At 72.5% G+C, this 18,643-nt stretch carries 2 protein-coding genes; both read left to right on the forward strand.

Annotation, left to right across the window (positions count from 1 at the left end; all coding sequences use genetic code 11):
• The first annotated feature begins 47 nt into the window (after nucleotides 1-47).
• The gene (locus tag ACIP84_RS31525; protein WP_401802475.1) at nucleotides 48-8,255 is read left to right on the forward strand and encodes an amino acid adenylation domain-containing protein; all 8,208 of its coding nucleotides are present in this window, start codon (nucleotides 48-50) and stop codon (nucleotides 8,253-8,255) included.
• Nucleotides 8,252-18,637, forward strand: a complete 10,386-nt coding sequence (locus ACIP84_RS31530) for an amino acid adenylation domain-containing protein (protein WP_401802476.1) — start codon at nucleotides 8,252-8,254, stop codon at nucleotides 18,635-18,637. The genes ACIP84_RS31525 and ACIP84_RS31530 overlap by 4 nt, the downstream gene beginning before the upstream one ends.
• Nucleotides 18,638-18,643: the final 6 nt, after the last annotated feature.

An 18,643-nucleotide genomic window follows, 5' to 3' on the forward strand; every position in this document is an offset into this window, starting at 1 on the left:
CCGCGAGACCCGTACCCGCCCGAACCTTCGAGAATGGTGTCGAGAAGATGTCTCACCAGCACTCCGTCCAGGCTCCCGCCGTCGACATCGACGCGTACAACAGCACCGCCGTGCGGCTCCCCGAGGGCGCCCTGCACGAGTTGTTCGCCGCCCAGGCCGCACGGACGCCGGACGCCGTGGCGCTGGTGTGCGGGGAACGCGAACTCACCTACCGCGAACTGGACTCGGCCGCCACGGCCCTGGCCCACCGCCTGCGGGACCGGGGCGTCCGGCCCGGCGACGGCGTCGGCCTCTTCCAGGACCGCTCCCTCGCCTACGTCGTCGCGATGCTCGCCGTCCTCAAGGCGGGTGGCGCCTATGTGCCGCTGGACCCGCGTCAGCCGGAGGAGCGGCGGGCGTTCATCCTCGCCGACACTGGGGCCGTCCTCCTCCTCACCGACCGCGACGGGCCGGACGTGGCCTTCGCCGGCGACCTGCCGGTGCTGCGGCTGGCGGAGGACGTGACGGTTCCGGAGCGGGACGACGTGGCCGCCCTCGACGTGAGCGTGCGTCCGGACGAGTTGGCGTACGTGATGTACACGTCGGGTTCGAGTGGTGTGCCGAAGGGGGTGGCGAACACTCACCGGAACGTGGTGGAGCTGGCGCTCGATCCGTGGTGGGCGTCGGGTTCGGGGGAGCGGCACCGGCGGGTGCTCGCGTATTCGCCGCTTGCCTTCGACTCCTCCACGTACGAGCTGTGGGTGCCGCTCCTGAGCGGTGGGACGGCGGTGGTGTTGAGCGTGCCGAAGGTGGACATCGGTGAGCTGGCCCGGGCGATCGTGGAGCAGCGGATCTCGGCGGTGTACTTCACGACGGCGCTTTTCGACGCGATGGCGTCGGAGGCGGTGGAGTCGCTCGCCGGGCTCGCGGAGATCTGGACGGGCGGTGATGTGCTGTCGGCCCCGGCCCTTCGGCGGGTCCTGGACGCCTGCCCGGACACGTCGGTGGTGCACGCGTACGGTCCGACGGAGTCGACGGTGTTCTGCAGTTATCAGGCTTTCGAGCCGGGTGAGCGGGTGGTGGAGCGGCTGCACCTGGGGGTGCCGATGGCGAACACCCGGATGTACGTGCTCGACGAGGAGCTGCGGCATGTCCTCCCCGGGTCCGTGGGAGAGCTGTATGTCGCCGGCAGTCACCTGGCCCGGGGTTATGTGGGCCGGTCGGCGCTGAGTGCCGAGCGGTTCGTGGCGGATCCGTTCGGTCCGGCCGGTGAGCGGATGTACCGGACGGGTGACCTGGCGCGGTGGAACGAGTTCGGTGAGGTGGTCTTCGAGGGGCGTGCGGATCAGCAGGTGAAGCTGCGTGGTTTCCGCATCGAGCTCGGTGAGATCGAGACCGCGCTTCTCGCCCATGACTCGGTGGCGCAGGCCGCGGTGATCGTGCGGGAGGACCGGCCCGGCGACAAGCGCCTCGTCGCCTACGTCGTCCCCGCCCTCGACACCCGCATCGACACCGAGGCCCTCCACGGTCACAGCACCGACCGCCTCGCCGAGTACATGGTCCCCTCCGCGTTCGTCGAGCTCGCCGAACTGCCCCTGACCGCGAACGGCAAGCTCGACCGCCGCGCCCTGCCGCAGCCCGTGCTGAGCGGCGAGGGCGACGGACGGGCCCCGCGCAACCCCGTCGAGGAGGTGCTGTGCGGCCTGTTCGCCGACGCCCTCGGCGAGCCCGCCGTCTCCATCGACGACGACTTCTTCCGCCTCGGCGGACACTCCCTCCTCGCCACCCGCCTGGTCGGCCGCGTCCGCACCGCCCTCGCCACCGAACTCTCCCTCCGCGACTTTTTCCTGTACCCGACCGTCGCCGGACTCGCCCGGCTGATCACCGCCGGTGCCGGACATGCCCCGCGCCCCGCGCTCACCGCCGCCGGCCGGTCCGACGACGACCTCCCGCTCTCCGCGGCCCAGCGCCGCCTCTGGTTCCTCGACCAGATGGAGGGCCCCTCCGCCACATACAACATCCCCCTCGCCGTACACCTCACCGGCGCCCTCGACCACGAGGTGCTGCGGCAGGCCCTCGGGGACGTGATCGCCCGCCACGAGGTCCTGCGGACCAGCTACCCGGTGCACGAGGGCGAACCGCGCCAGCACATCGCCGACCCCGAGCAGGTCACCGTGCCGCTCACCGTCGCCACCGTCACCGACGACGAGCTGCCCGCCCGGCTCGCGGAGGAGACCGCGCACCTCTTCGACCTCGCCACCGAACTCCCCCTGCACGCCGCGCTCCTCGACCTGGCACCGACCCGGAGCGTGCTCGTCCTGGTCGTGCACCACATCGCCTCCGACGGCTGGTCCCACACGCCCCTCATGCGGGACCTCGGCGCCGCCTACACGGCTCGCGCCCAGGGCGCGGTGCCCGAGTGGGAGCCGCTGCCGGCCCAGTACGCCGACTACGCCCTCTGGCAGCGCGACCTGCTCGCCGACCACGAGGAGAGCCAGCTCGCCCACTGGCGGGAGGCGCTCGCCCAGCTGCCCACCGAGGTCACCCTGCCCACCAGCCGGCCCCGCCCGGTCGTGGCCTCCTACCGCGGCGCCACCCACACCGTGCACTGCCCGGCGGAGACCCACCAGGCCCTCAGCACCCTCGCAAGGGAGCACGGCGTCACCCTGTTCATGGTGGCGCAGGCGGCCACCGTGGCCCTGCTGTCCCGTTCCGGGGCGGGCACCGACATCCCCCTCGGCTCGCTCGTCGCCGGGCGGACCGACGAGGCCCTGGAGGACCTGGTCGGGTTCTTCGTCAACACCCTCGTCCTGCGCACCGACGCCTCCGGCGACCCGACCTTCCGTGAACTCCTCGACCGGGTCCGGGAGACCGACCTCGGCGCCTGGGCGCACCAGGACCTGCCCTTCGACCGGCTCGTGGAGACCCTCAACCCCGAGCGCTCCGCCGCCCGCCACCCCCTCTTCCAGGTCATGCTCACCCTCGCCGAGGCCGCCGAGGCCACGCCCGGGCTGCCGGGCGTCCGCGCCGAGACCCGGCAACTGAGCGCGGGCATCGCCAAGTTCGACCTCACCGTCAACTTCTACGAGCACCGCGACCGTGTCGGCCACCCCAACGGCCTCGACATCGTCCTCGAGTACGCCACCGACCTGTACGACCCCGACACCGTGGAGGCGGCCGGCGAACGGCTGGCCCGTGTCCTGGACGCCGTCATCGCCGACCCGGACGTCAGGGTCGCCGACATCGAACTGCTCTCCTCCGCCCAGCGCCACGCCCTGCTCGCCGACTACAACGACACCGCCGTGGCGCTTCCCGAGGGCGCGCTGCACGAGCTGTTCGCCGCCCAGGCCGCGCGGACGCCGGACGCCGTGGCGCTCGTGTGCGGAGAGCGCGAGACGACCTACCGCGACCTCGACCGTGCGTCGGACGCGTTCGCCGCCCGGCTCGCCGCGCACGGAGTCCGGCCGGGCGGCGCCGTGGGCCTCTTCCTCGACCGGTCGGCCGAGTTCGTCGTCGCGGCCCTCGCCGTGCTCAAGGCGGGTGGTGCCTTCGTGCCGCTGGACCCGCGTCAGCCGGAGGAGCGGCTCGCGTTCATCCTCGCCGACACGGGCGCGCCGCTCCTCGTCACCGATCGCCCCGCCCGGGACGTCGGGTTCGCCCGAGACGTGGACACGCTGCCGGCTCCCGACGTGCGGGCCCTTCTCGCCGAGACCGGCGTCGCCGCACCTGAACCGGCCGTCCACCCGGACCAGTCGGCGTACGTGATGTACACGTCGGGTTCGAGTGGTGTGCCGAAGGGGGTGGCGAACACTCACCGGAACGTGGTGGAGCTGGCGCTCGATCCGTGGTGGGCGTCGGGTTCGGGGGAGCGGCACCGGCGGGTGCTCGCGTATTCGCCGCTTGCCTTCGACTCCTCCACGTACGAGCTGTGGGTGCCGCTCCTGAGCGGGGGGACGGCGGTGGTGCTGAGCGCGCCGAAGGTGGACATCGGTGAGCTGGCCCGGGCGATCGTGGAGCAGCGGATCTCGGCTGTGTACTTCACGACGGCCCTCTTCGACGCGATGGCGTCGGAGGCGGTGGAGTCGCTCGCCGGGCTCGCGGAGATCTGGACGGGCGGCGACGTGCTGTCGGCCCCGGCCCTTCGGCGGGTCCTGGACGCCTGCCCGGACACGTCGGTGGTGCACGCGTACGGTCCGACGGAGTCGACGGTGTTCTGCAGTTATCAGGCTTTCGAGCCGGGTGAGCGGGTGGTGGAGCGGCTGCACCTGGGGGTGCCGATGGCGAACACCCGGATGTACGTGCTCGACGAGGGGCTGCGGCCCGTCGTGCCCGGGGTGGTCGGGGAGCTGTACGTCGCCGGCAGCCATCTGGCCCGGGGTTATGTGGGCCGGTCGGCGCTGAGTGCCGAGCGGTTCGTGGCGGATCCGTTCGGTCCGGCCGGTGAGCGGATGTACCGGACGGGTGACCTGGCGCGGTGGAACGAGTTCGGTGAGGTGGTGTTCGAGGGGCGTGCGGATCAGCAGGTGAAGCTGCGTGGTTTCCGCATCGAGCTCGGTGAGATCGAGACCGCGCTTCTCGCCCATGACTCGGTGGCGCAGGCCGCGGTGATCGTGCGGGAGGACCGGCCCGGCGACAAGCGCCTCGTCGCCTACGTCGTCCCCGCGCCGGGAATCCGTATCGACACCGACGGCCTGCGACGCCACTGCGCGCAGCGGCTCGCCGAGTACATGGTCCCCTCCGCGCTGGTCGAGCTCGACGTCCTTCCCCTGACCGCCAACGGCAAGCTCGACCGCCGTGCCCTGCCCGCGCCCAGGCTCGGCACCGGACCCGGCGGCCGGCAGGGCCGCACCCCCGTCGAGGAGGTGCTGTGCGGGCTCTTCGCCGACGCGCTCGGACTGCCCGCCGTCTCCATCGACGACGACTTCTTCCGCCTCGGCGGACACTCCCTGCTCGGGACACGGCTGGTCAGCCGCATCCGGCACACGCTGGGGGCGCAGGTGTCCGTCCGCGACCTCTTCCGCTGCCCCTCCGTCGCCGGATTCGCCGAGTTCCTCGCCGACCCCGGTGCCGACGGGCAGGGGCGGCGGCCGGCCCTCGTGGCGGGCGAGCGGCCCGAGCGGGTGCCGCTGTCCGCCGCCCAGCGGAGGCTCTGGTTCCTGACCCAGATGGAGGGCGCGTCGGCCACGTACAACATCCCCCTCGCCGTACGCCTCACCGGCGTCCTCGACGCCGACGCGCTGCGGCTCGCCCTGTCCGACGTCGTCGGGCGGCACGAGGCGCTGCGCACGGTCTTCCCCGCCGAGCAGGGCACGCCCCACCAGGTGGTCGTGCCGGCCGCGGGGGCGCAGCTCGACCTGCCGGTCATCCCGGCGACGCGCGACGCACTGCCCGCGGTCCTGCGCGACCTGTCCGCCACGACCTTCGACCTGGCCCGCGAACTGCCCGTCCGCGCCGACCTGGTGCGGATCGCGGACGACGAGCACGTGCTGCTCCTCGTGACCCACCACATCGCCTCCGACGGCTGGTCCAACACGCCCCTCATGCGGGACCTCGGCGCCGCCTACACCGCCCGCATCGGGGGCTCGGCGCCCGAGTGGGAGCCGCTGCCCGTCCAGTACGCGGACTACGCCCTCTGGCAGCAGGCCCTGCTCGCCGCCGACGAGGAGCGGCAGCTCGACCACTGGCGCAAGGCGCTCGACCGGCTCCCGGAGGAGGTGACGCTGCCCGCCGACCGGGCCCGGCCGGCCACCGCCTCGTACCGGGGCGCCTCCCTCACCGTCCAGTGCCCCGCGGACCTGCACACGGCGCTCACCCGGCTGGCCCGCGAGAACGGCACGACGCTCTTCATGGTGGCGCAGGCGGCCACCGCGGTCCTCCTGTCGCGTTCCGGCGCCGGCGCGGACATCCCGCTCGGCTCGCCGGTCGCCGGACGGACCGACGAGGCCCTCGAAGACCTGGTCGGCTTCTTCGTGAACACGCTGGTGCTGCGCACCGACGTGAGCGGCAACCCGACCTTCCGCGAGCTCCTGGAGCGGGTCCGGGCCACCGACCTGGCCGCCTGGGCGCACCAGGACGTGCCCTTCGACCGGCTCGTGGAGACCCTCAACCCCGAGCGCTCCGCCGCCCGCCACCCGCTCTTCCAGGTCATGCTCTCGGTCACCGACGCGGCCGGCCCCGTGCCCGAACTCCGCGGCCTGCGGGCCGAGTCGGAGTTCACGGCGCTCGACATCGCCAAGTTCGACCTCACGTTCACCTTCCACGAGCACCGGGCGGCCGACGGCGGCCCGGCCGGCCTGGGCATCACCGTCGAGTACGCCACCGACCTCTACGAGGCGGCCAGTGTCTCGGCCGTCACCGGGCGGCTGGTCCGGCTCCTCGAAGCGGCGGCCGGCGCCCCCGACGTCCCGATCGGAGACCTCGATGTCCTGGCGGCCGACGAACGCACCCAGCTCCTCGACACCTGGCACGGAGCCGCGCAGTCCCGCCCCGCCGCCTCGCTGCCGCAGCTGTTCGCCGCGCAGGTCGCCCGTACACCGGACGCCGTCGCCGTCACGCTCGGCGCAGAGCGGCTGACGTACGCGGACCTCGACCGGCGCGCCAACCGGCTGGCCCACCGGCTGATCGCCGAGGGCGTCCGGCCCGGATCGCGCGTGGTCCTCTTCCTGGAACGCTCCCTGGAAGCCGTCGTGGCGATCCTCGCGGTGGTGAAGGCGGGCGCGGTGTACGTACCGCTGGACACCCGCTACCCGGCGGACCGCATCGAGCTGATCGTGCGGATGTCCGGCGGGAGCCTGTTCCTCACGGACCGTGACGTCGTGGACCTCGAACTGCCCTCGGACGCACGCATGATGACGCTCGCTCAGGCGGACGCGGGAGACCTGCCCGACACCGCCCCCGAGGTCGACGTCCACCCCGAGCAGCTCGCCTACGCGATGTTCACCTCCGGCTCGACCGGCGTGCCGAAGGGCGTCGCCGTCACCCACCGCAACATCACCGAGCTGGCCGCCGACACCCGGTTCACGGGCGACGCCCACCGCCGTGTGCTGCTGCACTCGCCGCTCGCCTTCGACGCCACGACGTACGAGCTGTGGGCGCCCCTGCTGTCCGGCGGCACCCTCGTGGTGGCCCCGCCCGGCCTGCTCGACACGGCGGCGCTCGCCTCGGTCCTCGCCGCGGAGTCGATCACCGGTCTGTGGCTGACGGTGGGTCTGTTCCGGCTGGTCGCGGAGGAGGACCCGAGCGCGTTCGCGGGGCTCGGGGAGGTGTGGACGGGCGGCGACGTGGTACCGCCCGAGGCGGTGCGCCGGGTGATGGACGCCTGCCCGAACCTGACCGTGGTCAACGCGTACGGCCCGACGGAGACGACGACGTTCGCGACCTCCCACGAGATCCACCGGCCCTTCGACTACCAGGGCGCGCTGCCCATCGGCCGCCCCATCGACAACACCCGGCTCTACGTCCTCGACGAGCACCTCGGCCTGCTGCCCGCCGGCGTCCAGGGCGAGCTGTACATCGCGGGCACGGGACTCGCCCAGGGCTACCTCGACCGGCCGGCGCTCACCGCCGAACGGTTCGTCGCCGACCCGTACGGGCCGCCGGGCTCACGGATGTACCGGACCGGCGACCTGGTGCGCTGGTCGCGGCAGGGGGAGATCGAGTACCTGGGGCGGGCGGACCAGCAGGTGAAGCTGCGCGGGTTCCGCATCGAGCCGGGCGAGATCGAGTCGGCCCTCGTCAGCCACGACTCCGTGGCCCAGGCCGCCGTGATCGTCCGCGAGGACCGGCCGGGGGACAAGCGGCTCGTCGCCTACCTCGTCGGCCACGGCGGCACCGCCCCGGACCCCGACCTGCTCCGCGCCCACGCCGACGGCCTCCTGCCCGACTACATGGTCCCGTCCGCGTTCGTGGTCCTGGACGCCCTGCCGCTGACCTCGAACGGCAAGCTGGACCGCCGCGCCCTGCCCGCACCCGCCGCCACGACCGCCGGCAGCGGTCGGCAGCCGCGCAACCCGCGCGAGGAAGTCCTGTGCGGCCTCTTCGCCGACGTCCTCGGCGTCCCCGCCGTCACCATCGACGACGACTTCTTCCGCCTCGGCGGCCACTCCCTGCTCGCCACCCGGCTGATCAGCCGGATCCGCACCGCCCTCGGGGCCGAACTCCCGGTCCCCACCCTCTTCGAGAACCCGAACGTGGCCGCCCTGGCCGAGCGACTCGACCGCGCCGAGACCGCGCGACCCAAGCTGCGGCCGATGCGCCGGATGGGAGCCTCCCAGTGATTCCCCTGTCATACGCCCAGCAGCGCCTGTGGTTCCTCGCCCAGCTCGAGGGCCCGTCGGCGACCTACAACATCCCGCTGGCCCTCCGCCTCACCGGCACCCTCGACACCGAGGCGCTGACCCTGGCCCTCGGCGACGTGATCGCCCGGCACGAGAGCCTGCGCACCGTCTACCCGGAGCGCGACGGCACGCCGTACCAGGAGATACGCGAGGCCGGGGACGTACGGCTCGGCCTGCCCGTCCTCACGGCGAGCGAGGAGACCCTCGCGGACGTCCTCGCCGCCGAGTCGGCCCATGTCTTCGACCTGGCCGTCGACCTGCCGGTGGAGGCACGGCTGATCCGCCTCGCGAAGGAGGCCGGGCAGGGCGGCGCGGTCGACGAGCGCGTCCCGCCGGCCGACGCCGACACGGACGAGCACGTCCTGCTCGTCGTCATGCACCACATCGCCTCCGACGGCTGGTCCATCGCCCCGCTGCTCCGCGACCTCGCCCACGCCTACCGGGCCCGCGTCGCAGGCCGTGCCCCCGAGCAGGAACCGCTGGAGATCCAGTACGCCGACTACACCCTCTGGCAGCACGAACTGCTCGGCGAGGCCGACGCCGAGGACAGCGTCATGGCGCGGCAGATCGCCTACTGGCGCGAGCGACTGGCCGGACTCCCCGCCGAGGCCACCCTCCCGGCGGACCGGCCGCGCCCCGCCGTCGCCTCCTACCGCGGCGACACCCGCACCCTCCACTGCCCGCCGGCGACCCACGCGGCGCTCGTCGAGCTGGCCAGGGGGAGCGGCGCCACCCTCTTCATGGCGGCGCAGGCGGCGCTCGCGACCGTGCTCGCCGCCTCCGGCGCCGGGACCGACGTCCCCGTCGGCTCCCCGGTCGCGGGCCGCACCGACGAGGCGCTCGACGACCTCGTGGGCTTCTTCGTGAACACCCTGGTGCTGCGCACCGACGTCAGCGGCGACCCGACCTTCCGCGAGCTCCTGGAGCGGGTCCGGGCCACCGACCTGGCCGCCTGGGCGCACCAGGACCTGCCCTTCGACCGGCTCGTCGAGGCCCTCAACCCCGAGCGCACCGGCGACCGGCACCCCCTCTTCCAGGTGATGCTGACGCTGGTGCAGGCGGGAGCGAGCGCATCGGGGACCTCGTCCGCGGACGCCGACTTCCCCGGCCTCAGGACGCGAGCCGAGTACTCGCCCACCAGCACCGCCAAGTTCGACCTCACCGTCGGATTCGACGAGCACCTCACCGAGGACGGCCGCCCGGGCGGTCTCGACATCACCGCCGAGTACGCCACCGACCTGTACGACCCCGAGACCGTCGAGGCGCTGCTCGCCCGGCTCGGCCGACTGCTCGCCGAGGCCGTCGCCCACCCCGACACACCGCTCTCCGGACTCGACCTGCTCGACGCGGCCGAGCGCACCCTGCTCCTGGACACCTGGACGGGCCGCGCCACCCCCGTGCCGGACGCCTCCCTCGCCGCCCTCTTCACCGAGCAGGCCGTACGCACTCCGGAGGCGGTGGCCCTGACCCAGGCCGGCCGCAGCTACACGTACGCCGAGGTGGACGCCCTCACCAACCGGTTCGCGCACCGTCTCGGCTCGCTCGGCGTGGGACCCGAGACCGTCGTCGCCGTCCTCATGGAACGCTCGGTCGACCTGGTCCTGTCCCTGCTCGCCATCACCAAGGCCGGCGGCGTGTACGCCCCGCTCAACGCCGTCGACCCGGCCTCCCGGCTCTCCCGCATCCTCGCCGACACCGCCGCGCCCGTCCTGCTCGTCGACCCGGCGCTCGCCGGCCACGAGATCCTCACCGAGGCGACCGGCGTTCGGATCGTCCCGGTCGACGGGCTCGACCGGGACCAGGAGCTCGACGCCCACCCGGAGACCGCCCCCCAGGTCGCCACGCACCCCGACCAGTGGCTGTACGTGATGTTCACCTCGGGCTCGACGGGCCTGCCCAAGGGCGTCGCCATCACCCACCGCAACGTCGCCGAACTCGCCCTCGACCACCGCTGGACCCGGCCCTCCCACGGGCGGGTGCTCTTCCACTCCCCGCACACCTTCGACGCCACGACGTACGAACTGTGGGCGCCCTGGCTGACGGGCGGCACCGTGGCGGTCGCCCCGCCCGGCGTCCTCGACACGGCGGCGATGGCGGCGGTCCTCGCCCAGGAGTCCATCACCGGCCTGTGGCTGACCGCCGGTCTGTTCCGGCTGGTCGCGGAGGAGGACCCGGGCGCGTTCGCCGGGCTCGGGGAGGTGTGGACGGGCGGCGACGTGGTGCCGCCGGAGGCGGTGCGCCGGGTGATGGAGGCCTGCCCGGACCTGACCGTGGTCAACGGCTACGGCCCGACCGAGACGACGACGTTCGCGACCTCCCACCCGGTGCGCAGGCCCTTCGACTACGACGGCGCGCTGCCCATCGGCCGGCCCCTCGACAACACCCGCCTGTACGTCCTCGACGACCACCTCGGCCTGGTCGCCCCCGGAGTCCCCGGCGAGCTGTACATCGCGGGCGCCGGACTCGCCCGCGGCTACCTGGGCCGCCCGGCCCAGACCGCCGAGCGGTTCGTCGCGGACCCGTACGGCTCCGACGCCGGCTCGCGGATGTACCGGACCGGCGACCTGGTGCGCTGGTCGCGGGAGGGCGAGATCGAGTACCTGGGGCGGGCGGACCAGCAGGTGAAGCTGCGCGGCTTCCGCATCGAGCCCGGGGAGATCGAGTCGGCGCTCGTCGCCCACGACTCCGTGGCCCAGGCCGCCGTGATCGTCCGCGAGGACCGGCCGGGGGACAAGCGGCTCGTCGCCTACGTCGTCGGCAACGGCGGTAACGGCGCCGACGGCGGTGACTCCGGAACCGCGAGCGGCGAGGTCGACACCGCCGCCCTGCGCCGGCACGCCGTCGACGCCCTGCCCGAGTACATGGTGCCGTCCGCCTTCGTCGTCCTGGACGCCCTCCCGCTGACCGGCAACGGCAAGCTCGACCGCCGCGCCCTGCCGCAGCCCGTGCTGACCGGTGAGAGCGACGGACGGGCCCCGCGCAACCCCGTCGAGGAGGTGCTGTGCGGACTCTTCGCCGACGTCCTCGGCCGGACCTCCGTCACCGTCGACGACCACTTCCTGCGGCTCGGCGGGCACTCCCTGCTCGCCACCCGGCTGGTCAGCCGGATCCGCGCAGCCCTCGGCGCGCGGATCACCGTCCGCGACATCTTCCAGCACCCGACCGTGGCCCAGCTCGCCGAGCTCGTCGCGGCGGGAAGCGGCGAGCCGGCCCGCCCCGCGCTGACGGTCCAGGACCGTCCCGAACGGGTGCCGCTGTCGTCGGCGCAGCAACGCCTCTGGTTCCTCGACCAGTTGGAAGGCCCGTCGGCCACCTACAACATCCCGCTGGCCGTACGGCTCACCGGCAGCCTCGACACCGACGCCCTGCGTCTCGCGCTCCACGACGCCGTCGTGCGCCACGAGTCCCTGCGAACCGTCTTCAGGACCGCCGACGGCGAGGCCCACCAGCACATCCTCGCCGCCGACGGGATCGACGTACCCCTGGTGACGGCGAAGGCGACGGAGGAGCAACTCCCGGGACTGCTCGCCGACGAGAGCGCCGGGGTCTTCGACCTCACCGCCGAACTGCCCATCCGCGCGGCCCTGTTCGAGCTGGCCACCGAGGAGCACGTCCTGATGGTCGTCACCCACCACATCGCCTCCGACGGCTGGTCGAACGCCCCCTTCTTCGCCGATCTCGACCGCGCCTACGAGGCCCGCGGCGCGGGCGTCGCGCCCGACTGGGCGCCGCTCCCGGTCCAGTACGCCGACTACACCCTGTGGCAGCGTGATCTCCTCGGCGCCGAGCAGCTTCCCCAACTCAACCACTGGCGGGCGGCGTTGGCCGACCTCCCGGAGGAGGCCACGCTGCCGGCGGACCGGCCCCGGCCCGCCGTCGCCTCCTACCAGGGCGCCACCCTCACCGTGTCCTGCCCCGCCCCGGTCCACCGGGCGCTGACCGGGCTCGCACGGGAGACCGGCACCACCGCCTTCATGGTGGCCCAGGCCGCCGTGGCCACCGTGCTCTCGCGGTGTGGCGCCGGCACAGATGTCCCGATCGGTTCGCCGGTCGCGGGGCGGACGGATCAGGCTCTCGATGATCTCGTGGGCTTCTTCGTCAATACGTTGGTTCTGCGTACGGATGTGGGTGGTGATCCCACCTTCCGTGAGGTGTTGGGCCGGGTGCGGGAAACGGATCTTTCCGCGTGGGCTCATCAGGACCTTCCGTTCGACCGGCTCGTCGAGGTGCTCAATCCGGAGCGTTCGGCGTCTCGGCATCCGTTGTTCCAGGTGATGCTCACCGTGGGTGACACGGCGGTGGGCGCACCTGGACTCGGGGATCTGCGGGCGGAGTTCGTGGATCCGGAGTTGCGGATCGCCAAGTTCGACCTGACCTTCGCGTTCGGTGAGCGGCGTGCGGCCGACGGGAGCCCGGACGGGCTCGACATCACCGTCGAGTACGCCACCGACCTCTACGAGCGCTCCACGGCCGAGGCCGTCGCGCACCGCCTCACCCGCCTCCTGACGGACGCGGCGACCGACCCCGACCGGCCGGTCTCCCGGCTGGCACTGCTCAGCGACGAGGAGGACCGGCGTCTGACCGAGTGGTCGGGACCGGCCACCGACGCGCCCCGACTGGGCCTGGACGGTCTGTTCGTGGGGCAGGCGGCGCGGTCGCCGGAGGCGACGGCGCTGGTCTTCGAGGATCAGGTGGTCTCGTACGGGGAGTTGGACGTCTGGTCGAACCGGCTGGCTCGTCATCTGACGGGTCGGGGTGTGCGCCCGGGTGATCTGGTGGGTGTGCATGTGGAGCGTTCGCCGCAGATGGTGGCGGCGCTGCTCGCCGTGCTGAAGACAGGTGCCGGGTACACGATGCTGGACCCGCTGTTCCCGGTCGAGCGGTTGAACGGCGTCCTTGAGCAGGTTACGCCGGCTGCCCTGATCACCCAGTCGCATCTGTCGACGCTGTCCACGAGCGCGGTGGTCGTCGATCTGACGGCCGAGATCGCCGAGGTGAGCGGGCTGTCGGGCGCGGCGGTGGAGACGGGCGGGTCGCCGGAGTCGGTGGCGTGTGTGATGTTCACGTCGGGCTCGACGGGTCTGCCGAAGGGTGTGATGGCCTCGCATCGTGCGCTGGCGGCGACGTTCGTCGGTCCGGACTATCTGGCCTTCGGTCCGGAGCAGACGTTCCTGCAGTGCTCGCCGGTCTCGTGGGACGCGTTCGCCCTGGAGGTCTTCGGCCCGCTGCTGCACGGCGGCGTGTGCGTCCTCCAGCCCGGCCAGCACACCGACCCGTACCTGATCGCGGAGCTGGTGGAACAGCACCAGGTCACCACGCTCCAGATGTCCGCGAGCCTCTTCAACCACATGCTCGACGAGTACCCGTCGGTCTTCAGGGGGATCCGCGAGGCCATGACGGCGGGGGAGGCCGCCTCACCCGCGCACGTCACCCGCGCCCTCACCGACCACCCGCAGCTGCATCTGCTCAACGGCTACGGTCCGGCGGAGAGCATGGGGTTCACGACGGTGTTCGTGATCGAGCCGGGGGTGGCCGCGGGTGCGGCGAGCATTCCGGTGGGTGGTCCGCTGGCCGGCAAGCACGCGTACGTCCTGGACGCGAACCTGGAGCTGGTGGCCCCGGGCGTTCCCGGGGAGCTGTACGTGGCCGGGCACGGTCTCGCCCACGGCTACATCGGCCAGTCGGCACTCACGGCGGACCGTTTCGTCGCGAACCCCTACGGTCCTGCCGGGGCTCGCATGTATCGCACAGGCGACCTGGCCCGCTGGAACAAGCAGGGTGCCCTGGAGTACCTAGGCCGTGGTGACGAGCAGATCAAGCTCCGTGGCTTCCGTATCGAGCCCGGTGAGATCGAAGCCGCTCTGATGGCGCATGCCTCGGTGGTCCAGGCCGCCGCGGTCGTACGGGAGGACCGGCCCGGCGACAAACGTCTGGTCGCCTACGTGGTCGGTGAAGCGGCCCCGGAGGATCTGCGCCGGCACGTGGCCGCCCGCCTGCCCGAACACCTCGTGCCCTCGGCCTTCGTGGTCCTCGACGCCCTGCCTCGTACCGTCAACGGCAAACTGGACCGCCGGGCGCTCCCCGCCCCCGACGACACCACGGCCTCCGAGGGCGGACGGGCTCCCCGCAACCCGGCCGAGGAGATCCTCTGCGGACTCTTCGCCGACAACCTCGGACTCGAATCCGTCAGCATCGACGACAACTTCTTCCACCGCGGCGGACACTCCCTCCGCGCCACCAAGCTCACCTCCAGGATCCGCGACGCCTTCGGCGTGCGGCTCGGCGTGCGGGAGATCTTCCAGCACCCGACCGTCGCGCGGCTCGCCGAGCTGATCGCGGTGAGCGGCGCCGGTGACGAAGAGCGCCCCGCGCTGGTGGCGGGGGAGCGGCCCGAGCGGCTCCCGCTGTCCTCCGCCCAGCAACGCCTCTGGTTCCTCGACCAGCTGGAAGGGCCCTCACCCACGTACAACATTCCCCTGGCCGTGCGGCTCACCGGCGCCATCGACGTCGAGTCCCTGCGCCTCGCGCTCGTCGACGTCGTCGCGCGCCACGAATCCCTTCGGACCTCCTTCCCCTCAGAGGGGGGCTCGCCGCACCAGGCGATCCGCTCCCTCGCGGCGACCGACCTCGCGCTCCCGGTGATCCCGGTGACGGAGGAGTCGCTGCCCCAGGTGCTGGCCGGACTGTCCGGCACCACGTTCGACCTCTCCACGGATCTGCCCATCCGCGCGGACCTGCTGGAGCTGTCCCCCGGGAAGCACGTGCTTCTGGTGGTGATGCACCACATCGCCTCCGACGGCTGGTCGAACGGCCCGCTTCTGCGGGACCTCGCCACGGCGTACACGGCCCGCGGCGCGGGCGCCGCGCCCGACTGGGCGCCGCTCCCGGTCCAGTACGCCGACTACACCCTGTGGCAGCGGAGTCTCCTCGCCATCGATGAGGAGCGCCAAGTCGCCTTCTGGCGACAGCAGCTGGCCGAACTGCCCGAGGAGGCGACACTGCCCGCGGACCGGCCTCGGCCGGCCGTCGCCTCCTATCGCGGGGCCACCCACAAGGTGACCGCCCCCGCGCACACGCACGCTGCCCTGACCGGGCTGGCGCGTGAGACCGGAACCACCCTGTTCATGGTCGCTCAGGCCGCTGTCGCCACCCTCCTGTCACGGTGTGGTGCCGGCAGTGACGTCCCGATCGGTTCGCCGGTCGCGGGGCGGACGGATCAGGCTCTCGACGATCTCGTGGGCTTCTTCGTCAATACGTTGGTTCTGCGTACGGATGTGGGTGGTGATCCCACCTTCCGTGAGGTGTTGGGCCGGGTGCGGGAAACGGATCTTTCCGCGTGGGCTCATCAGGACCTTCCGTTCGACCGGCTCGTCGAGGTGCTCAATCCGGAGCGTTCGGCGTCTCGGCATCCGTTGTTCCAGGTGATGCTCACCGTGGGTGACACGGCGGTGGGCGCACCTGGACTCGGGGATCTGCGGGCGGAGTTCGTGGCTCCGGAGTTGCGGATCGCCAAGTTCGACCTGACCTTCGCGTTCGGTGAGCGGCGTGCGGCCGACGGGAGCCCGGACGGGCTCGACATCACCGTCGAGTACGCCACCGACCTGTACGACCCCGAAACGATCACTCGTCTGCTGGACCGCATGCTGCTGCTCCTGCAGTCCGCCGCGACCGAACCCGACGCCCGCGTCGGCGCGATGGCGCTCCTCCAGGAGGACGAGCGGGAACAGCTCGCCGCGTGGGCCGGCGCACGGACCGACGGTCCGGAACTCGGCCTGGACGGTCTGTTCGTGGGGCAGGCGGCGCGGTCGCCGGAGGCGACGGCGCTGGTCTTCGAGGATCAGGTGGTCTCGTACGGGGAGTTGGACGTCTGGTCGAACCGGTTGGCTCGTCATCTGACAGGTCGGGGTGTGCGCCCGGGTGATCTGGTGGGTGTGCATGTGGAGCGATCGCCGCAGATGGTGGCGGCGCTGCTCGCCGTGCTGAAGGCGGGTGCCGGGTACACGATGCTGGACCCGCTGTTCCCGGTCGAGCGGTTGAACGGGGTGTTGGAGCAGGTCACGCCGGCCGCTCTCGTCACCCAGTCGCATCTGTCGCGGCTCGCCACGGAGGCGGTGGTCGTCGATCTGACGGCCGAGATCGCCGAGGTGAGCGGACTGTCGGGCGCGGCGGTGGAGACGGGCGGGTCGCCGGAGTCGGTGGCGTGTGTGATGTTCACGTCGGGCTCGACGGGTCTCCCGAAGGGCGTGATGGCCTCGCATCGTGCGCTGGCGGCGACGTTCGTCGGTCCGGACTATCTGGCCTTCGGTCCGGAGCAGACGTTCCTGCAGTGCTCGCCGGTCTCGTGGGACGCGTTCGCCCTGGAGGTCTTCGGCCCGCTGCTGCACGGCGGCGTGTGCGTCCTCCAGCCCGGTCAGCACACCGACCCTCATCTGATCGCGGAGCTGGTCGAGCGGCACCAGGTCACCTCCCTGCAGATGTCGGCGAGCCTCTTCAACCACATGCTCGACGACCACCCCCAGACCTTCGCCCACGTCAAGGAGGCCATGACCGCCGGTGAAGCGGCGTCCCCGACCCACACGGCCAGGGCTCTGGCCGACCACCCGCAGCTGCATCTGCTCAACGGTTACGGGCCGGCGGAGAGCATGGGGTTCACGACGGTGTTCGTGATCGAGCCGGGGGTGGCCGCGGGTGCGGCGAGCATTCCGGTGGGTGGTCCGCTGGCCGGCAAGCACGCGTATGTGCTGGACGCGAACCTGGAGCTGGTGGCTCCGGGTGTGCCGGGGGAGCTGTACGTGGCCGGGCACGGTCTCGCGCACGGCTACATCGGCCAGTCGGCACTCACGGCGGACCGTTTCGTCGCCAACCCCTACGGCCCCGCCGGGGCTCGCATGTATCGCACAGGCGACCTGGCCCGCTGGAACAAGCAGGGTGCCCTGGAGTACCTGGGGCGTGGTGACGAGCAGATCAAGCTCCGTGGCTTCCGTATCGAGCCCGGTGAGATCGAAGCCGCTCTGATGGCGCACGATGCGGTGGTCCAGGCCGCCGCGGTCGTACGGGAGGACCGGCCCGGCGACAAGCGCCTTGTCGCCTACGTGGTCGGCGACACGGCCCCTGAAGACCTGCGCCGGCACGTCGCCGGCCGCCTGCCCGAACACCTCGTGCCCTCGGCCTTCGTGGTCCTCGACGCCCTGCCTCGTACCGTCAACGGCAAGCTCGACCGCCGTGCGCTCCCCGCCCCCGACGACACCACCGCCTCCGAGGGCGGCCGAGCACCCCGCAACCCGGCCGAGGAGATCCTCTGCGGACTCTTCGCCGACAACCTCGGACTCGAATCCGTCAGCATCGACGACAACTTCTTCCACCGCGGCGGACACTCCCTCCGCGCCACCCGCCTCATCAGCCGCATCCGTGCCGTCTGGGACACCCGCATCACCATCAGCGACCTGTTCCGCAGTCCCACGCCGGCCCTTCTCGCCGAGCAGATCGCGGCGGGCAGCGGCGACGACCCCCTCGGCACCGTGCTGCCCATCCGGGCCGTCGCCGAGACGAACGCCGGTGAACCGCCCCTGTTCTGCGTCCACGCCGTGTCCGGGGTGAGCTGGGGGTACGCCGGTCTGCTGCCCCACCTCGACCAGGACCGGCCGGTCGTCGCGCTCCAGGCCCGCAGGCTCGGCGGCCCGCACGACGCGCCGTCCTCCATCGAGGAGATGGCCGACGACTACCTCGCCGAGATCCGCAGGATCCAGCCGCACGGCCCGTACCACCTGCTCGGCTGGTCCTTCGGCGGTCTGGTCGCGCACGCCGTGGCGGCCAGGCTGGAGGCGGCGGGGGAGGACGTGGCCCTGCTGGCCCTGCTCGACTCCTATCCGCTGCCCGACGGGTTCCGTGCGCCGGAGATCGACGGCCGGCACGTGCTGACCGCCCTGCTCGGCTCCGCCGGCGAGACGGTGGAGGTGCGCTGCGCGGACACCACGCCGGACTTCGGCGAACTCGCCGACGCGCTGCGCCGGTCGGACCCGGTGCTCGGCGCCCTCGAACACGCGCAGGCGGCGGCCGTCGTGGCGGCCACCCTCGACAACCTGCGGATGCGGTACCGGTACGTGCCGGACGTCCGGTTCGGCGGCGACGCGGTGTTCTTCGACGCCACCGGCACTCCGGCTCCCTCGTCGGGTTCCGAGGCGTGGGCGCCGTATGTGACCGGACGGGTCGAGGAGTTCGCCGTCGACTGCGAGCACGCCCGGATGACCGAGGCGGAGCCGCTGCGGGAGATCGGACGGGTCCTGGCCAGGCGCCTGAGGCCCGCCCGTACCGCCCGGATCTGAACACCT

The organism is Streptomyces sp. NPDC088707, assembly GCF_044752725.1.
Lineage (GTDB): Bacteria > Actinomycetota > Actinomycetes > Streptomycetales > Streptomycetaceae > Streptomyces.

Coding starts and splice junctions, on each gene's coding strand:
- ACIP84_RS31525 (WP_401802475.1), top strand. CDS start 48: ATGTCTCACCAGCACTCCGTCCAGGCTCCCGCCGTCGACATCGACGCG.